Here is a 19,572-nt window from a genome sequence, read left to right as displayed (position 1 = left end):
TACTGATTTTTGAATTACGTTTCTTTACCTATTATTAATGTTCGGTAATTCATTTAAAATAAGCGCAGAGTAATCAAAGTCATATGGCGTACTTATTAAGCAATAAATAAAAGGGATATTTATACATGAAAGAATTAAGTGTTAATGAAATTGAAACTATTTCCGGTGCTGGTTTTATCAAAGATGGATTCATCAGTCTTGGCGGGGAAATTGGTGATTTTGCATTTAAACAATTTGGTAAGCACATGAATGTTAACGTTCCTATTTTTGGTTCAATTAACATTGCCAGCAAATTTCCCGGATTAGGTAAAGATGTTGGTTCTCAGATCGGTGGAAGTATTGGTAACAAAATTGAAACTAATTTAAGTGGACTTCCTATCATTGGTGGGTTATTTAAAGGTATTTTTGCTTAATTGAATCAGTGCTATACCCAACGCCATTCAAGATGCAGTTCAGCCAGCTAACCTGCAGTTTGAATGAATAAGGGTATATAAACATATTGGTCTTTAATTCAATAATATAGTTCAAGGGAGCTCATTATTAAATGAACTCCCGTTTTGATTTATGGTACCGGACAATTATATTCTGAACAAAAAATACTGCCTATACTTAACGTCCTTCAAACTGAAACCAATGAATCTGTAGTTTGAAGGGATAAGCGCATAAATAGCGGCCATATAATAGCGTATGACGGTTTTATTCATTATCATCCTGATAATTACATTGCAGCCTTTATATTTATAGATGCCTATATAATTTATATTGATTTACCTAAGTATAAAAATAGTCAGTAATATATTTAACGAATAATTAATGATTTGTAAATTAGATAGTTGGTTTCTATCGGGAAAGCGTTCCCCGTAATAATATCTATATTCATAGTCATTATATTATTTAAGTTATATTTTATTTTTAGTAAAAGGAAATAATCATGAAAGAATTAAATTACGCTGAAATTACACAGGTTTCCGGTGCAGGTTGTGTTCAGGATACAATTACCGAGCTTGGTAAAAAAATTGGCGGCTGGGGATATGAGCTTCTTGGTCCTTATCTGACGGTTGATCTGCCTCTTATTGGTACGGTCAGTCTTGCTGATGCCTATCCGGGGCTGGGTAAAGAAGTGGGAGGGCGTGTTGGCTCAATGGTTGGTGGTGTGATTGAAGATAAATTAGGCAGTTTTGTCGACCTCGGTGGTATTTGTAAATAAGCAATGATGTAATATTTATAATATCGCAATGTCAGAATGCTGGTCATAATAAGATCCTCTGTGGTTATTACTCCAGAGGATTTTTAGTTATATACCTGTCATATTTCAGGATGTCGTCGACTATGTTAATCCCTGCCGGATTAAATAGTTTATTTATGCTTCATTTTGTCTTCGTTTATTGCCCACAGATATCCGGAGTTATTCAGAGAGTAGTCTTATTCTCATAAGAATAGTCTGTATTATTTATGGGGGCACTATAAATCAGGTTGAATTAAATTGTTAAAAATAGTTTATGAGTCATGCTCTTCATTTAATCATATCTACTATCCGATTTGAATGTTATATACTTATTCTTATCCCTTCATATTGTAATGCCTGCATTGATATTGGTTCTGGTTATGTTGTAATCCGGTATTTTTTTATTACGAAAATAATAAAATATTTACAATAAATTAAGTATTGCTAATTAATACGTAGTTATTGTTTTTTAGGCTTAAATATACATCCTGAAATAATATGAAACATGATTTACATCTATATATATATGATAATTAAGAGATGTATTATTGTAAAAAACGATATGGATGCATGGTGGATAAAAATAAGATAACTCTGTGTGTTTCTTCGTTACGTATTTTTCTCTATTCATTGTTGGTTATAGTTTCATTTAAAATAAGTACAAGCTCAGATATGAATGACGCCACTTAACTAACAATAAAAGGGATATTTGAAAATGAGAGAATTAAATATTCAGGAAGTTGAAAATGCATCTGGTGCTGGTTTTATTAAAGATGCTTTAGTTGGTTTTGGCAGTAAAGCTGGTGATGCTGTATTTCAGGCGCTCGGTCAATTCATGAACGTAAAAGTACCGGTTCTGGGTCAAATTAATATCGCAGAAAAATATGCGGGCTTAGGTAAAGATCTGAGTTCACAGATTGGCGGAAGCATCGTGGATAAAATTGAATCCCGCTTAACTGCTCTTCCGGGCGTTGGTGGCTTATTTAAAAAGCTGCTTGGTTAATCTATACCACTGATTAATGGTATTGACTTTATTTTGGTCAATATCATAAATTATGGGATCTCATTATTTTATGAGATCCCGTTTTTTTATTTTTTCTGCTAATACTAAATATCTTGAATAACCTGATGCCGACAGGCAGAGGCCGATATTGTTCCGGCAGGAAGCGCTTAATAACAGAAAAATGAAATGGCAGGGTAAAGCCCTGTTATTACCCGGTATTCCGCTTTGGGTAATTACTATTCTTTGTACGGTATTTCTGTTCTCTTTTCTGACCTTCATTATTTCAGGCTCTTACACACGCCAAGTTAATGCCATCGGTGAGGTTTCCACTTACCCGCGTGCCGTCACCGTTTATGCAGGTGTACAGGGATTTATTACGCAGCAATATGTCCGCGAAGGGCAGGCTGTTAAAAAAAATGATCCCATTTATATTATTGATATTAATAAAGCAACAACCAGCGGTGTGGTGAGTGACAACCAGCGGCGTGAAATACAAAATCAGTTACAACGTATCACAGACATGATCACCCGCCTTGAAGAAAATAAACAGACCACACTGGCCGCACTGGAGAAACAGAAAAACCTCTATATTGATGCCCATGCCCGTTCTGCCGGTATTATTAAACGGGCCGAAGAAGGGATCCGTATTATGAAACAGAATATGGATAATTATCGTGGGTACCGGGAAAAAGGACTGATAAATAAAGACCAGTGGCTTAATCAGGTTGCACTTTATTATTCACAACAAAACAATTTGCTGGGGCTGAGCGGACAAAATGAACAAAATGCCCTGCAGATTACCGCCCTGGAAGGGCAAATATTCAGTCAGGCCGCCGAATTTGATAACCGGATTTATCAGATGGAATTACAGCGGTTTGAGTTACAAAAAGAGCAGGTAAATAATGATGCCGGCAGCGAAATTGTTGTGCGGGCGCTGACGGACGGATGGGTGGACTCCCTGGGCGTAACCGTTGGCCAGATGGTCAATCCCGGTGACACATTGCTGCAGATTTTACCGGAAGATGCCAGCCGGTACCGGCTGGTGCTCTGGGTTCCTGACGATGCTTTGCCCTATCTGAGAGTCGGTGATGCCGTCAATATCCGCTATGACGCGTTTCCGGCTGAAAAATTCGGACTGTTTGCTGCAGTGATCCGGCTTATCTCCACGGCACCCGCCTCCCCGCAGGAAATGATGACGTATGCAGGGGCTCCGAACGATTACCGGGCTCAGTCTGTTCCTTATTACAAAGTCATTGTGCATCCGGAAAAGGAACGGATCACCTATGACGGGCGTCAACTGAGCCTGCAAAACGGAATGAAAGTACAAACGACATTTTTCCTGGAAAAACGGAAAATTTATCAGTGGATGGTGTCGCCTTTTTATAACATGAAACAAAGTGCCTCTGAGCCGGTGGTACCCTCAGAAGATACTGTTATCTCTCCTGGTTTGTCAGCTGACAGGGGAGCCGTATGAGCCGTTTATCCATTAAAAGTATCATTGAAAAACTTGATATTACGCTCCTCAGCCGCGTTCCGGTTATTCATCAGACTGAGTCCTCTGAATGCGGGCTTGCCAGTCTGGCAATGATTTGTGCGCATTACGGCAAAAGTACCGACCTTATCTCTCTGCGCCGGCAGTTTAATCTGTCAGCCCGTGGTGCAACACTGGCCGGGCTGACAGGTATTGCCTCAGGGCTGGGTATGACGACCCGTGCGTTGTCACTGGATATGGATGATCTGACTAACCTGCGTCTGCCCTGTATTTTACACTGGGATTTTAACCACTTCCTGGTGCTGGTAAAAATAAAAGGAAATCGTTTTATCCTGCACGACCCTGCATACGGTCGCCGAATTGCGGGGAAGGAGGAGATGTCCCGCAATTTCACCGGGGTTGCGCTGGAAGCCTGGCCCGGCAGTACCTTTACCCGCCAGGAAGTGGTCAATAAACTGAGCCTGCGCAAGCTTGTCGGTAACATTCACGGGCTGAAAAAAGCCCTGCTGAAAATTTTTGCGTTTTCGGTGGTGATTGAAGCTATCGGGCTGATTATGCCGGCGGGAACACAACTGGTGATGGATCACGCGATACCGGCGGGAGAAAAAGGGTTGCTCTCTCTTATTTGTACCGGGCTTATTTTCTTTATTCTGCTGAGGGCTGCGGTCAGTATGTGCCGGGCATGGTCGACACTGGTGATGGGGACGGTTATTAATGTTCAGTGGCAATCCGGGCTGTTTACCCACCTGTTGCGCCTGCCGCTGAGTTATTTTGAGCGAAGGAAGCTCGGGGACATCCATTCCCGCTTTGCGTCTCTTGATGTGCTGCAGTCCACCTTTACCACCAGTGTGGTCGGGGCGATCATGGACGGTATTATGCTGATCGGCGTGTTTCTGATGATGCTTCTCTACGGCGGATATCTGACCTGGATTGTTCTTGCATTTACAGGGATTTATATCGTTATGCGGCTGGTGACTTATGGTTATTACCGCCGGCTCTCAGAAGAATCCCTGATTAAAAATGCCCGGGCAGGATCGTATTTTATGGAGTCTCTCTACGGCATCACTACAGTGAAAACCCAGGGAATGAGTGAGCGCCGGGGTAATCACTGGCTGAATCTGAAAGTAGATTCCATCAATACAGGGATTCGTCTGACAAAAATGAATATGCTGTTCGGCGGGGTCAATACTTTTGTTATGGCGTGTGACCAGATAGCTATTTTATGGGTCGGTGTGAGTCTGGTGATTGATAATGCGATGACTATCGGGATGTTTGTCGCGTTTGGTGCTTATCGGGAACAATTTTCTGCGCGTGCCTCGTCCGTTATTGAATTCCTGTTGCAACTGCGGATGATGAGCCTGCACAACGAGCGTATTTCAGATATCGCCCTGAGTGAACCGGAAAATAAAAAACCGGATATCCCGTATGAGCCGCAGATGAAAGCCGCCGGGCTGGAAACCAACGATCTGGCTTACAGTTACGACAGCCAGTCACCGCCGGTTTTCCGCAATATTAATATTTCGGTAAAGCCCGGAGAGAGTGTTGCGATTATTGGTGCATCCGGTTCAGGGAAAACAACACTGATGAAAGTTCTGTGCGGGCTGTTTGAGCCGACAGAGGGCAAGGTCTTTCTTGATAATATTGATATCCGCCAGCTCGGTGTGAATAACTATCATAAAATGATCGCCTGCGTTATGCAGGATGACAAACTGTTCTCCGGCTCCATCCGTGAAAACATCTGCGGCTTTACCGAAAACCCGGATGAACCGCTGATGATAGCCTGCGCACAGGCGGCCTTTATTCATGATGTTATCACGCAGATGCCGATGGGCTATGAAACGCTGATAGGTGAGCTGGGCGAAGGTCTGTCCGGCGGGCAAAAACAGCGGGTATTTATCGCCCGCGCCCTGTACCGCAAGCCGCGTATTCTGTTTATGGATGAAGCCACGAGCGCGCTGGATAAAGACAGCGAATTCTATGTGAACCAGGCTATCCGCCGACTGCCGATAACCCGCCTGATTATTGCTCACCGCGAGTCAACCATTGAGTCGGCAGACCGGGTAATCGATTTAAATATAAACTAATAATTTTTTAATTAAATAAATATAAGTTATTACACTTGTTTATTTGGCCCGGTTATTAACGGTTAAGATATGATTGTGATTTTATTAATTATTAACACGTTTATTATCTGTGTTTTTTATTTCAATATAAAATATGATGTTAATTTCATCTATAGAGAGTGAAAAATACATAGTGGTATAATATAATGGTCAGATTGACCTTTTATTAATAGTATCGCTCTGATATTTCAGGTCGGGCGAGCTTCATTTTCTTTCACACTATTCTGTCAGACGACGGAAGTTATAATATATGGATATTAACGCTTATGAACAGAGTAAGTATAGTGATGCGACGTAGTGTACTTTTATTTTCATTAACGGCAGTCAGTTTTTTTTCCTCAGCAGAAAAATTTCTTAAACCTGTACCTGCGCAGATTGCTGCATCTGAGCAAACTAATGTACCCGATCCGGTTAATTCAGGAATTACACCAAAATCGTCTGCAAATCTGAATACGACCAGTCTTCTTAATACTGAATGGATCGATTCCGGTATCCGTGACAGCAAAAATGAATTCAGTCTGTTTTTTACACAAAATATTCCTACAGAGAATGCAGGCCGTAAAGTTCAGTTTTCTTTTATGACTCAGGGGATTGGTGACAAAAAAGTTGAATTTAAAAAGGAGGGTAAACCCAGTGGTATTTACTTTAACCGGGTGATCGATACCTGGGTGATGGATTGCCGTGACTTCAGCGGTTATCAGCTATCTAAAACCTATCTGATGAATAATAATGTTATCTACAGCCGCAAACTTAAACTTGATAACTATAATATCGATAACCTTGAAAAAGTATCGGTTTTTCCAAATACAGATGCTTATAATGCAGCGAAATATTATTGCGGTCGCTGATTTTATTTTCGGCGTATTAACCTGTCGTTATGTGATGGGTACTGAGTTTACTCAACTATTCATCACATAATGATGGCTTTGTATTGTAATGTTGTTTTTGCATTAATGTTATTTAAAATAACACTACGTTTAAATAACTAAGCGAAATTATTGTGTTCAGAATAATAAAAAACCATTTACAAAATATATTTTTGTTTACAGGTTGGATTATAGGTTATTCAACCTGCCATTAACATTTTATGTTATCACTATCGCCGTAAAATCCCTGCGGCTTTTTGATAAGCTACCCGCTATTCAGTAATTTTCCCGGAGCAGGATATTGCACTCTGCATTATTGTGCAGACAAGGTTATGGTGCGCCTGCAACATCTCCGGGCTATTCATCAGTCTGTTGACTTTCTCTCTTCTCAGAATAGTCAGGAGGCTGATAATCATAATTATTCCGGCCGGAAATGCGTTGCCTGTCACAGTCTGACTGTATCAGGATCTGTTTCGTTTTCATTTTTATGTATTCACCGGTATTCGTCAGCATAAAAGGTCTGAGCAGTGAAAGTAAATTGGTTTGTACGCAACCTTTCTGTGGCCGCCATTATTACCGGTGTTTGTATACATCCGGTTTCTGCGGCAGTCTCGTTCGGCGCATTTGGTTATAAAGCAGCACAGGAAGTTGAACGGGAACCCGAACTGACCGGGGACAGCGGTGAAGAACAGCGGCCGGTGAAAACGCCACCTAAAATAACCACCTTGCCGGAAAAACCGAGTCGCCGGGATGTTTCATCTGCACGTGTGGTTACCGCGAAACAGGATGATGTTCCGTTGGTAACGCCATTGGTTCCGCTGACAGGGGATCCGGTGGCATCGGAGAGCGAAATTATCCGCCAGCGATCTATTCAGAGTAATATGCCGAAATCACAACCGGTTAATGCCTCCGTCACCGCTGCGGTTCCGGCTGTTGCCGGGCAGGACAGTATGCCCGGCGGGATGACATTGCAGGATGCCGTTATAAAATCGTTAGACTGGGATGCCGGTTTGTCCGGACTGGTTAACCAATACCGGGCTCAGTTAGAAGCGGTATATCAGAAAGAAACTGAATATTATCCGCAACCGGGGGCAGGGATTTCCCGGAGCCTGAATAACAGCGACAAAGGCTATGTGGCAACAGCAAGTGTCAGCCAGTTGCTCTATTCATTCGGCAAAGTCTCATCACAGATAGATTCATTAGTCGCACGCAGTGATCAGTCTATGCTACGGGTGTTTGTAAATGCAGATGAAGTGGCCGAGAAAACGGCGATGCTGTATCTCGATATAAAACGCTATCAGGAATATATCGTGCTGGCAGAGGAGCAACTGGGTTCCGTGCGTCACATTACCGACCTTGCCCGTGAGCGGACAGCCGCGGGTGCGGCGTCCCGCGCTGATTTGGTTCAGGCGGAAGCCCGCCAGGATAGCGCACAACTTCAGCTTAATACCCTGAAGCTTGAACATGAAAACCAGATCCTCAATCTGAACCGGATGACCGGTGTTTCTGTCAGCTTGTTATCAGAGCAGCCGGTTGATTCATCTTTATATAGCCGGCAGTGCTACGCGCAAAATATTGATTTTAATGCAGTTCCGGTGGTGTTGGTCGCCAGGGCCGGACTGACTATCGCACAAAGTGACCGCGAAGTAGCCAAACGTGAAGCGATGCCGAGTATCGGATTACAGGGCACTTATCAGCAGCGTTTTGATGCAAAAGATACCGATCGTTACGGGCGCGAAGATCACAGTGTTGAGCTGACCGTTAATGTGCCGTTGTCGAATTTCTATACCAGTAATTCGAAGCAGCGCATGGCGGTTTATCAGGAAAATGCAGCCAATTCAGAAATTCGCCATACACAGAATATTGTTGAGAATAACTGGCGTAACCAGCAAATCCGGCTTAATGAACTGGAAGAACGGATGAAATTACTGGATTCACGGAACCTCTCCCTCAAGGATGTAACCCGCCTGTATCAGGAGCAATACGTTGCTCTGGGTCAGCGCAGTATTATCGATTTGCTGAATGCGGATCAGGAATGGCATCAGTCACGGCGCGATTATGCAGCGGCAAAATATGACTACTTAGCAACCAGCATCAGTTGTTCCTCTCAGTTAGGGCGGTTCCGCGAAAGCTTACAATTATCCAATGAATCCCTACGGAGTCTCCAGTGATTTCAGAGCAACAACAGAGTGAATATAATGAAACGTGGTTGCAGGCGCTGCTCCTGGCTGCCCGTCATTATCGCTTACCGGTTTCGGAAGAGAATGCCAGAGTCAATTTTACGTACAGCAGCGGAACCGGACAAAAAAACGAGCTTCAGCGCATCGCCCGTAATATTGGTCTGACGCTTGACTGGGTGCCGCTGACCAAAGAGATGCTCAATCCCTGGTATCTGCCTTTTATTGTGGCACTGCCGGACGGGCAGGCACTGTATGCAGAGAGTATCTCTGCCGACGGGCGTGTTCAGGTGGAGTTACTGCACGGCGGACAGAAAAAAAATCATATTGCACTGGATGAGTTACTGAAACTGACTCAGGGCGGGGATGTTATCCTTGCGCGACCGGAAAGAAATGTACCGGATGCGCGCGTGGATGACTATATCAAGCCGTTTAAGAAAAGCTGGTTCTGGGATATTGTCCTGCGGGATCGCAAATATTTTGTGTCCGTACTGATTGCCGCGTTACTGGCTAACGTTCTGGCACTGAGTTCGATTATCTTTTCTATGCAGGTCTATGACCGGGTTATTCCCGGAAAATCAATTCCTACTCTGCTGGTGCTCTTTATTGGTGTACTGATTGCGATGGGATTTGAATTTACTATGCGGATCATGCGGGTAAGGCTGATTGACCTTATCGGTAAACGGGCGGATCTGAAAATTACGGATACCGTGTTCGGTCATGCGTTACGTATCCGTATGAAAGAGCGCATGCGCTCAACCGGGACCTTTGTTTCCCAGTTACGGGAATTGGAAAATGTCCGTGAAACTATTACCTCAACGACGGTAACGGCCGCATCTGATTTACCCTTCTTCTTTTTATTCCTGGTCATTCTGTGGCTGATCGCCGGTCCTCTGGCGCTGGTTCCGCTTGTGGCGCTGTTTTTTATGATCCTGCCGGGTCTGTTGCTTCAGCCTAAGCTGGGTGTGCTTGCCAATGAAGCGATGCGGGAAAGCACACTGCGTAATGCCTCTCTGATTGAAGCGGTTCAGTGTGCGGAAGACATTAAATTTCACCGTGCAGAGCCGCGTTTTCAGCAGGAGTGGAACTACCTGAATGAGAAAGTGGGTGATACAAACCTGAAAGTAAAATTTATCACTCAGGGGCTGATGACCTGGAGCCAGACAGTACAGACACTGGTTTTTGCCGTGACAGTACTGTGCGGGGCATTCCTGGTGATGGATGGCGCGATCACCACCGGTGCACTGCTCGGGGCATCTATTCTCAGTTCACGGATGATGGCGCCGATGGCGCAGATCTCCGGGCTGCTGGCGCGTTGGCAATCAACAAAAGTCTCATTAAAAAGCCTGAATGAGCTGATGGAAAAACCGGTTGATGCTCAGTACGGCACGAAACTTATTCATAAGCCGTCACTGACCGGACATTATGAATTTGAAAATGTCGCTGTTACCTATGATGTGCAGGCAAACCCGGTACTGACGATTGGTTCGCTGACGATTAAACCGGGTGAAAAAATTGCCATTCTCGGGCGTAACGGCTCCGGAAAATCGACACTGTTGTATGCATTGAGCGGGTTATTAGACCCGATAGCCGGGCAAATCCGTCTGGATGATGTCAATTTATCAGCGATTGATCCTTACGATGTGCGCCGTGATATAGGTTATCTCGGGGCGAACTCCCGTCTGTTACACGGCACATTGCGCGATAATATGACTCTGGGTGCGCCGAAAGCAGATGATACGCAAATTATTAACGCATTGCAGATTGCTGGTGTGGCTGATTTGGTCAGCAGTAGTCCGCAGGGATTGAGCCGGGTCTTATGGGAAGGCGGGATCGGGATGTCCAGCGGACAGCGGCAGGCTGTTCTGCTTGCCCGTACCATCCTGACAAATCCGAATATTGTGCTGCTGGATGAACCAACATCCGCACTGGATGAAATCGCGGAACAGCGCCTTATCAGCGGACTGAAAACATGGGCGCAGGACAAAACACTGGTGATTACCACGCACCGGACAAGTGTTCTGCAATTGGTTGATCGGATAATAGTGATGAATAACGGACGAATTGCACTTGATGGTGCCCGTGACGAGGTTCTCAAGAACCTGATGTCCGGTACAACGGCACCGGCTAAGGCAGGAAACTGAGATGAAAAAAATGAAAACTCAGGGGGCGGTGCCGACGCCTGAAACTAACCTGCGCGGAGTTCCGTTTTTCTATGGTGGTCAGCATGAGCCGAGCCTGCCCCGTCTGGTCCGCCTGATACTGGTTATTTTAGGCTTTTTTATTATTTTACTTATCTGGGCCGCGTTATCGGACGTGGATGAAATTACCAAAGGACAGGGGAAAATTATTCCGTCGTCCCGTGAGCAGGTTATTCAGTCCCTTGAAGGCGGTATTCTCTCTTCACTGGAAGTCCGCGAAGGCACGATTGTTGAAAAAGGACAGGTTATCGCGTATCTGGATGAGACCCGCTTTGAGTCTTCTCTGGATGAGAGCCGCAGCCGCTATAAAGCTAATCTGATTAAGTCTGCCCGTTTGAATGCCGAAGTCTCCGGCAGTGAATTTATTATCCCGGATTTGGTTAAGAAAGATACTGAACTGGTTAACGCAGAACAGAGGCTGTATAAATCACGCAAAGACAGGCTGGGACAGTCAATCAAAGGTGTTAATGATTCCCTGCAACTTTACCGTCGTGAAGAGATGATCCTGCAACGTCTGGTAAAATCAGGGGCATCAAGTGAAGTAGAATTAATCCGTCTGAAGCGGACAATCTCTGAACTGAATAGCAAGAAACAGGAACTGTATAATGAATATGTGGTGAATGCGCGTGAACAGCTTGCAGAATCTAATAAAGAACTGGAAGAGCTGGAGTCCATTATGCGTGCCCGTGATGACTCATTACAGCGTGCAACAGTTGTTTCGCCGGTACGCGGGATTGTGAAAAACATTGAAGTGAATACCATCGGCGGGGTTATCGCACCGGGTGGTAAAATCATGGATATTATCCCGCTGGATGATCAGCTGATTGTGGAAGCGAAAATTTCACCACAGGATATTGCGCATATCCGCCTGAATGACGCTGCTCTGGTGAAAATCACGGCATACGATTATGCGATTTACGGCGGACTGGAAGGGGAGGTAATACTTATCTCACCGGATACCCTTCAGGACGAAATTCAGCGCGATCATGTTTATTACCGGATCCTTATCCGGACAAGTAAAGATGCGCTTATTAATAAAGCAGGTAAAGAGTTTCAGATTTTCCCGGGGATGGTTGCGGAAGTAGACATCAAAACCGGCAGTAAATCGATTCTCCGTTATCTGGTGAAACCGCTGAACCGGGCAAATGAAGCCCTGCGCGAGCGATAATCCTCCCATATACCTCCAGACCTCCGCGTGGTTACATCGTGATACGCGGAGGTACTTCCTTTTATTTACCTTGCATATGCTAACGTCCTGCTGATACCTCAGGGTAATAGTCCGGTATACTGACGGCGTTATTTCACCAGAACAGACAGGTAACACAATGACAGACAGACACGGGGTTTTGCCTCAGCGCCTGCGCGCGCATATTAAAGAGGTCGGCGGCGTGCCGGTCTCCCGCGCATTACCGGTGAAAGACCGGCGGCTGATAGGTGCCTGGTGCTTTCTTGATCACGCAGGGCCTGCGGTATTTAAAGGTGAGGGCGGAATGAAAGTCGGCCCGCACCCGCATACCGGTTTGCAGACCTTTACCTGGATGCTGGAGGGGGAAATATTGCACCGTGACAGCCTGGGCTCAGAACAGATTATCCGCCCGGGACAGGTCAATCTGATGACCGCCGGATATGGGATCACGCATACCGAAGATTCTGCCGGGCGACATCCGCGCCTGCACGCAGCACAACTCTGGATTGCTTTGCCGCCTGCTGAGAGTGCGATGCCACCAAGGTTTGATCACTATCCGGATTTACCTGTCTGGAATGCGGATCAGGTCAGTTTTACATTGCTTGCCGGGGAATATGGGAACAAACGCTCTCCGGTACTGCATTTCTCTCCGTTGTTCGGCATAGATTTACAGGCACAACAGTCAGCTCAAACCATTCTGGATACCCGTCCCGATTTTGAATACGGTGTATTTATTCTGGAAGGGCAATTAACTTACCGTGATGAAATTTATACGACAAATGAATTAGTTTACCTTGGCGAAGGGTTATCCTCACTCACTCTGACATTGATGAAAGGGACACGGATACTCTTACTGGGGGGCGCGCCGGTACAGGAAAAAATTATGCTGTGGTGGAATTTTGCCGGCTACAATTCTCTGTCATTACAACAGGCTGTCAGTGACTGGAACAGTGGCGATATCCGTTTCGGAGTAATGGAAAATGAGTTGCGTGAGCCGTTACCGGCACCACTATATCCGGTGGCACACCGACGTTCGGATACTCAGGTATAATTGTCTGAATATAGTTCGTTATATTAATAATACTTCACATTATTGGCATTCTTAGTGCAGTATTGCTTCTTATTACAGGTTACACTGAAACAGTTAATGGTCGTTATGTTTATGAACATAACATGGGCGTTGTTTCATTATTGAGGTGAACTATGAAAGCTGCTGTCGTCGCAAAAAATAAAACAGTGGAAATAAAAGAAAAAAAATTACGTCCGCTGAAATATGGTGAAGCCTTATTAAAAATGGAATGCTGTGGTGTGTGTCACACAGACCTGCATGTGAAAAATGCTGATTTTGGTGATGTCTCCGGTGTGATCCTCGGACATGAGGGAATTGGGATAGTAACAGAAATCGGTGAGGGTGTTACATCACTGAAAGTCGGGGATCGTGCCAGTGTCGCCTGGTTCTTCCGCGGATGTGGTCACTGTGAATATTGTAACAGCGGCAAAGAAACATTCTGTCGTGAAGTGAAAAATGCCGGTTATACCGTTGACGGCGGTATGGCAGAAGAGTGTATTGTGACCGCCGATTATTCGGTAAAAGTGCCGGATGGCCTGGAATCAGCGGCTGCCAGCAGTATTACCTGCGCGGGTGTGACAACCTACAAAGCAATTAAAGTCTCCGGTATTAAACCGGGCCAGTGGCTGGCAATTTATGGTCTCGGCGGTCTGGGTAACCTTGCGCTGCAATACGCTAAAAATGTGTTTAATGCCAAAGTGGTTGCCATTGATGTGAATGACAAGCAGCTTGAACTGGCGAAAGAGATGGGTGCTGACCTGGTACTGAATCCGAAAACGGACAATGTGGATGAAATAATCCAAAAAGACCTCGGTGGTGTACATGCTGCAGTTGTGACAGCGGTGGCTAAATCAGCATTCAATTCAGCAGTTGGCAGTGTTCGTGCTGCCGGACGTGTTGTTGCAGTGGGTCTCCCGGTTGAAACGATGGATCTGAGTATTCCGCGTCTGGTACTGGATGGTATCGAAGTGGTTGGCTCGCTGGTGGGCACGCGTGAAGATCTGAAAGAAGCGTTCCGTTTCGGCGCAGAAGGAAAAGTTGTGCCGAAGGTGGCATTACGTCCGCTGGAAGATATCAATACCATTTTTGAAGAAATGGCGCAGGGTAAATTTACCGGCCGTATGGTAATTGATTTTACAAAGAAAAAATAATGTTCTGATAGTATAAGAGAGCATAAAGCAGCTGCCGGGAAACCCGCAGCTGTTTTTTTTAATGAGCATAGTGATAAAGATAAACAGATTATAAAAATAAAATTATAACGGATTAATCTGCTCAAAAAATAACGTGAATTATGAGAGATTTATAGGAAATAATATTCCTGCACTGATTATGTAATGTTACAGATAAATTCATTACTGAACTACATTTTACAGTGTGATGTAAATGTCCTGGAGAACACGGATGATTAGAGTTAACTGGGGTTTTGTCGATAAAATTGTGTATATCAATTTGGCAAAACGGACAGACCGACGGGAAAATATTGAATCTCAGCTGAAAAAAATGGCCGTTCCCCCGGAAAAAATAATTCGCTTTGAGGCGATAGAACGTGATGAGGGGGCGCTGGGTTGTGCGATGTCTCATGTTGCTGTATTGACTATGGCAAAAGAGAATAACTGGCAGAATGTACTCATTCTTGAAGATGATATGGTCTTTAATGATGATGATGAATCACACGACAGAATCAATTATTTTTTCAGTAGTCTGATATCAACCGACTGGGATGCCGGTTTTCTGTCAGGAAGTTATTTTGATATTGAACAGAAACATGGTTGTTTTTATAAAATATCCCGCTCTTATCTTTCTAATAGCTATATCATTAATCAGCATTATTATGATGAGTTGGTTGCTGTCTTTGATGTCTCTATTGAAAAAATGAATGAAGGTATAAGTCGCTATCAGTGCAGCCTGGATGTTTATTGGCATCATCTGATGTGGAGAGATAATTGGTTTGCCATTTATCCTTGTGTCGGATATCAGCTGATTGATATGAGTGATATTGAAGGGTATACGACAGACCGGGTAAATTATTTCAGCAGAACTATCGACGAAATGTAATATATTAAAAATAATAAAACTGCCCCCTATATTAGCTATAGGGGGGTATTATTAACCTAATAATCCGGTTGTTGAGTTTGGCGCAAAGCTGTTCAGAACACGAACATAATGTTTACGCTGATATTCAGTAAATTCGCCTTTACGGTTCAGCGTAAAAATAATGATGCGGTTATTATTCGGGTTATTATCTCTGTGGTAAGGTAGCTTAATCATAGATTGTACCTGCTGCAAGCGCTCACCTTCATCCAGATAGCTGTTAGCAATCTGTACAACTTTTAATTTCATCGGCCCTAATTCATGGGTGATCATTTTCCCTTCTTCTTTAAATCCGGCCAGATTTCTGGTGAAGGTTTTTACTTCATTTTCACAAAATTCTTCAACAGTTTCATCTTCATCTAAAAAAGCCCGGTGTACGACAATATTATATTCATTTAATGTCGGGTCCCGGTAAATCAGGATATTTAATGTATTATCCAGGTTAGGCGTAGACGTAATGAAACTGCCTTCAGGAATAATGTATTCGTTACTTTTACTCATAAATAATAATCCTCAAAAGATATGACTAGCGATTTTCCTGATAAATTTTGATTTCAACACGGCGGTTTTGATCCCGTCCATCCTGAGAATCATTATCTGCTATCGGATTTTGGGCACCCAGACCATGGGTCACAAAATGTGATTCCGGTAATCCGGACGATTCCTGTAACCAGTGTCTGACTTGTTCTGCCCGGTTCAGTGACAAATTAATGTTATTTTTATCATTACCGGTATTATCGGTGTAACCTTCAATTAAAATCTTCAGTTCCGGATTCTGCTTAATAAATTGCAGAAGCGGCATCAGATATTCTGTACTTTCCCGTTTTAATTTTGAACTACCGATATCAAAAACAATATTTTTATCATGAGCGATATAGAGCGGGCTACGGGAAAATTCTGCAATTGATTTATTCAGTTTTTCAGTAAATATTTCAGGCTGTGTAAGTTCAATAACAAAGAAATAGGGAGTTTCGTGATTTTCTATAGACTGAGATAGCTTTTTCATCTGCTGAATTATTTCAACCCGCTGCTGTAATGCATTTGGCGGAGTAATATCAAATTGCTGTACCAGTGTATTAACCGTTTCATTTCTCTGTACATGAAAATTAAGTGACCAGAGCAGTGTGCTGACCATTGCACCAGCAATCAGCAGCGGGACAATCAGGAGTGAATAGCGCAGTGTCTGATAAGGAACAGGTGTCATTTCGACGGTTTTTTTCCTTACCTTAATTGGTGCTTCACCGGTATTTACCGGTAACGGCGGCAGTGTCAGATAAGCGGAGATCCGTGGTAATACAGCAAATTTTTTCTGAACCCAACGGGACCAGGCACCGTGCCGGGTCGGACCATTTCCGTAATCAGAAAATAGCAGATTGGTAAAATCGAGAATACTTTCGCTGAATAATGTCTCTATTTCCGGTAGAATCCCGGCATCTTCCAGCCAATTGAGTGTTGATAATGCCATCGCATTGCGATGTTGCGCTGCAACTGCATGAGGTTGCTGATAAATAGCTGCAAGATCTTGCCGCAGAGAGGTGACCTCTTTGCGTAATATTTTTGGTTCAGTATTGTAAATATTAAACTGACCTAACCAGATAGCTTTATCCGGATCATGAGCAAACCGCTGGCTGCTCAGGCGCGAATATAAAATTAAGGTACAGGGTATTTTATGTTCAAATTGGTTTTGTGAAAATGAATTTGTCCAGCCGCGTATTTTGTTTAATAGCAGAGCATCAGTATCATGACCATCCGGAAGTACCGGAAAAATAGCACTGAGCTGAAAATGGGTATGCTGCTGTTTAATCGCGGAGACTTGTTTATGCAAATCCTCTGGTTTATTTATCAGCATCCAGATGATTTTATTATCAAATCTCAGAGTATCATCATCATCCTGCTGACTAAACCAGGTTCTGGCATAAGGGCCAAGAATAAATACAATTTCCGGCGCTTCATTAACGTCATCTTCCTGGTGAACAATCACCTCATCATGTTCATTTATCCGAACTGAATAAATAACAGTGAACATAAATAGAGTACCGCATAATCCGCTCAGCCAGATAAACAGGTTTGATTTATCATAAAAGGCCATACCGGCCATGATAAGCGCAATGATGCTGAATAAAATTATCAGCCATTTTTTTAATGAAGCGAAGGTTTTCATTTAAATCAGCATATCCAAAGTATCACGAATATAAAGCCAGACAAAAATCAGAATAAATATCAGGCAAAGGATTTCAGTGGTAAAAATAAGCGGCAGATTGACTGTCCGGTAAGCAACCGGCTCAGGATAGGCTATTTCTTCTGCGGCTTTCGGTGGCGGTGGCGGAACAATTTTAATGACCGGTGGTTTTGGCAGACGCGGCTCAAAAAGGGGCAGTACCGGTTTCAGATTTACACTATGAGCCGGAAACGTAGCAAGCCGGAGTGCCATCTGATAGGCCGGCAAAAAAATAGCATTGCGCTTTACGGTTGAAAAAAAAGTGAGTTGCTGCACCATATCAAATGGCTCGCGATCGAAACCGTAAAAATAATTTTCCAGCAGATAGGGCGCCCAGGATAATTGCTGGCTGTCCGTGTATTTCAGGATAATGGTATCCAGATACAGACAAAGTAACCGGCAAAAATCTTCTGAATGCTCAAAATAAGGATCCTCCAGTTCCAGGCAATCCCGGAACTGTTGGACAGAAGTAGATAAATTAAGTTGTAATTCCGATAACGAGGGAATAATTGACTCTAAATCAATAAGAGCATCGATACTCATTATTTTATTAAAGACATCCTGACTGCTTACCATGGTTTCTCCAGTGTTTCACCCCAGCCGGTATGACCAAAAAAAGGCGCCAATCTGATTTTTCCCGGAATTTTCAGAGGTTTGTCTTTTAATTTTATCGGCAGAGAATAAATATCAGGCTTATTCTCAGACATCAGCGCACTGAGTTGCGTAGGTGTAATCCGCTGCATAGCAAGCAGAGAATCATCTTCTGTGAATACACCTAATGACCAGTAATCTATATTGTCACTGTTTTCCGCAATTTCATTTTTATGGATATCGACAGAACGGTAATACGGGCTGTAAAGTGTCACAATCCATTCTTCTCTGGATACCGGCTTTTTATCAAAATAGCAGGGTTTAATATCACAAAGCAGTTCCTGAGAAAGCAATTGTTCATTGAAACAGATACCGGTCAGATATTCATATTCTTCCAGTGTCCGTTCAGTGCCCAGGATATATTTTCCGAGATCTATTTCATTCTCCTGACTAATCTCCAGCACCCGGCGAACCCGTTGTTTAGAGACAATATCCCGTTCCCACCAGCCTTGCTCAACCTGTTTTGCCTCTTTTTTTTCCTGGGTGTGATCCCCCCAGATTTTGTCACAGCCTTCACGCCCGTAAAAATGCCAGAGAAATTGTTTTTCCGGATAAAAAATATCATATCCATGAGTGAATGCTTTTGCGGACATCGATATTTCTTCACCGATGAAAAAAACCAACGGATCATTGGGGACATCCAGAACAAAACGACCGCAAGTGAAGGTAAACCCGCCGGCAAGAAAACAGCCACGGCTGGGTTGTGTTGCATCAAGAAGTGCGATCGGGAGAAATGAAGGGATATCATTATCATTAAAGGCATTAAAAACCATCCGTGCACAGCCTTGATGCAATACTTCTTCTTTCTCTTCCGTTGCTGGTGTATAGCCCGGCGGATAGCCTGAAATAACTGGTTTCTCTGTTTTTTCTTTCAGGGATAAATAGTATTTAATCAGTTCTGTATCCCAGTTTTTAATAAACCGGCAATGAGAGTCTATTTGCAGGAAGTACTGTTCATCTGTGTAATATTGTTCACAGCAGTATCTGGCCCAGCAGGCACCTTTAGCCTGATATATCTGAACAAAATGAATGTTCAGTGTTGCACCAAGATATTCCAGGCGAACAACGTCCGGATTATCGCTTTTGTAATCTGCCTGCCGGGCTCCCATATCCATAAAAATGGAAAAATCCCGCTCTTCAACCTGCCAGCAGATTGAGATAAATAACTGTTTCGGATGCTCCGCTTTTGCAACCATATCTTTTATGGTCGGAATTAATTCATTATCCCGATAGCTGGCGATGCTGACAAAAATTGTATTATTCATATCAT

At 43.7% G+C, this 19,572-nt stretch carries 17 protein-coding genes; 12 read left to right on the top strand and 5 right to left on the bottom strand.

The genetic code is table 11. The annotated features are described in order from the left end of the window. Positions 1 to 125: 125 nt before the first annotated feature. From ACMHKJ_RS15205 to ACMHKJ_RS15180, 6 genes are all read left to right on the top strand, one after another. A complete protein-coding gene (locus ACMHKJ_RS15205; RefSeq protein ID WP_413495187.1) occupies positions 126 to 413 on the top strand; it encodes a hypothetical protein in 288 nt (95 codons plus the stop codon). A 518-nt stretch (positions 414 to 931) separates the two neighbouring features. Continuing rightward, entirely contained in the window at positions 932 to 1,207 is a 276-nt protein-coding gene (locus tag ACMHKJ_RS15200) for a hypothetical protein (protein ID WP_413495186.1), read from the top strand. Between the two features lie 733 nt (positions 1,208 to 1,940). After that, positions 1,941 to 2,228: a hypothetical protein gene (locus tag ACMHKJ_RS15195; RefSeq protein WP_413495184.1), complete on the top strand. Its 288-nt coding sequence runs from the start codon at positions 1,941 to 1,943 to the stop codon at positions 2,226 to 2,228. Between the two features lie 148 nt (positions 2,229 to 2,376). Then, positions 2,377 to 3,702 (top strand): HlyD family secretion protein, encoded by a 1,326-nt coding sequence (locus tag ACMHKJ_RS15190; protein ID WP_413495183.1) that lies wholly within the window; start codon positions 2,377 to 2,379, stop codon positions 3,700 to 3,702. Next, positions 3,699 to 5,804 (top strand): peptidase domain-containing ABC transporter, encoded by a 2,106-nt coding sequence (locus ACMHKJ_RS15185; RefSeq protein WP_413495181.1) that lies wholly within the window; start codon positions 3,699 to 3,701, stop codon positions 5,802 to 5,804. Before ACMHKJ_RS15190 ends, ACMHKJ_RS15185 begins: the two co-directional genes overlap by 4 nt. A 323-nt stretch (positions 5,805 to 6,127) precedes the next feature. Further along, positions 6,128 to 6,691, top strand: coding sequence for a hypothetical protein (locus ACMHKJ_RS15180; protein ID WP_413495179.1), 564 nt, complete (start codon positions 6,128 to 6,130; stop codon positions 6,689 to 6,691). Between the two features lie 290 nt (positions 6,692 to 6,981). On the opposite strand, the gene ACMHKJ_RS15175 is transcribed toward ACMHKJ_RS15180, so the two are convergent. Then, positions 6,982 to 7,125 (bottom strand): hypothetical protein, encoded by a 144-nt coding sequence (locus ACMHKJ_RS15175; RefSeq protein ID WP_413495177.1) that lies wholly within the window; start codon positions 7,123 to 7,125, stop codon positions 6,982 to 6,984. A 111-nt stretch (positions 7,126 to 7,236) separates the two neighbouring features. Between ACMHKJ_RS15175 and ACMHKJ_RS15170 the strand changes: the two genes are divergently transcribed. The 6 genes from ACMHKJ_RS15170 (at position 7,237) to ACMHKJ_RS15145 (ending at position 15,397) form a co-directional block, all read left to right on the top strand. Beyond that, positions 7,237 to 8,880 (top strand): TolC family protein, encoded by a 1,644-nt coding sequence (locus ACMHKJ_RS15170; RefSeq protein WP_413495175.1) that lies wholly within the window; start codon positions 7,237 to 7,239, stop codon positions 8,878 to 8,880. Then, positions 8,877 to 11,030, top strand: a complete 2,154-nt coding sequence (locus ACMHKJ_RS15165; RefSeq protein ID WP_413495173.1) for a type I secretion system permease/ATPase — start codon at positions 8,877 to 8,879, stop codon at positions 11,028 to 11,030. The genes ACMHKJ_RS15170 and ACMHKJ_RS15165 overlap by 4 nt, the downstream gene beginning before the upstream one ends. A 1-nt stretch (position 11,031) precedes the next feature. After that, the gene (locus ACMHKJ_RS15160; protein WP_413495171.1) at positions 11,032 to 12,255 is read left to right on the top strand and encodes an HlyD family type I secretion periplasmic adaptor subunit; all 1,224 of its coding nucleotides are present in this window, start codon (positions 11,032 to 11,034) and stop codon (positions 12,253 to 12,255) included. Positions 12,256 to 12,412: 157 nt separating this feature from the next. Continuing rightward, the gene (locus ACMHKJ_RS15155) at positions 12,413 to 13,324 is read left to right on the top strand and encodes a pirin family protein (RefSeq protein WP_413495169.1); all 912 of its coding nucleotides are present in this window, start codon (positions 12,413 to 12,415) and stop codon (positions 13,322 to 13,324) included. Between the two features lie 152 nt (positions 13,325 to 13,476). Continuing rightward, a complete protein-coding gene (gene adhP / locus ACMHKJ_RS15150) occupies positions 13,477 to 14,493 on the top strand; it encodes an alcohol dehydrogenase AdhP (RefSeq protein WP_413495167.1) in 1,017 nt (338 codons plus the stop codon). Between the two features lie 250 nt (positions 14,494 to 14,743). After that, positions 14,744 to 15,397: a glycosyltransferase family 25 protein gene (locus tag ACMHKJ_RS15145; protein ID WP_413495166.1), complete on the top strand. Its 654-nt coding sequence runs from the start codon at positions 14,744 to 14,746 to the stop codon at positions 15,395 to 15,397. Positions 15,398 to 15,448: 51 nt separating this feature from the next. On the opposite strand, the gene ACMHKJ_RS15140 is transcribed toward ACMHKJ_RS15145, so the two are convergent. From ACMHKJ_RS15140 to ACMHKJ_RS15125, 4 genes are read right to left on the bottom strand one after another with little or no spacing between them, the layout of a single operon-like run. Continuing rightward, on the bottom strand, positions 15,449 to 15,934 hold the full coding sequence (locus ACMHKJ_RS15140) for a DcrB-related protein (RefSeq protein ID WP_413495164.1): 486 nt from the start codon (positions 15,932 to 15,934) through the stop codon (positions 15,449 to 15,451). 25 nt (positions 15,935 to 15,959) lie between these two features. After that, complete coding sequence (locus tag ACMHKJ_RS15135) at positions 15,960 to 17,594, bottom strand: OmpA family protein (RefSeq protein WP_413495162.1); 1,635 nt, start codon at positions 17,592 to 17,594, stop codon at positions 15,960 to 15,962. Beyond that, positions 17,595 to 18,227, bottom strand: a complete 633-nt coding sequence (locus ACMHKJ_RS15130; protein ID WP_413495160.1) for a hypothetical protein — start codon at positions 18,225 to 18,227, stop codon at positions 17,595 to 17,597. It lies immediately after the preceding gene. Further along, a complete protein-coding gene (locus tag ACMHKJ_RS15125) occupies positions 18,221 to 19,567 on the bottom strand; it encodes a GlcNAc-transferase family protein (protein WP_413495157.1) in 1,347 nt (448 codons plus the stop codon). The genes ACMHKJ_RS15130 and ACMHKJ_RS15125 overlap by 7 nt, the downstream gene beginning before the upstream one ends. Positions 19,568 to 19,572: the final 5 nt, after the last annotated feature.

This window comes from Morganella psychrotolerans (assembly GCF_965118875.1).
Classification (GTDB): Bacteria; Pseudomonadota; Gammaproteobacteria; order Enterobacterales; family Enterobacteriaceae; genus Morganella; species Morganella psychrotolerans_C.
The sequence above is the reverse complement of the archived record's forward strand: the minus strand, read 5'-3'. Positions and strand labels throughout refer to the sequence as shown.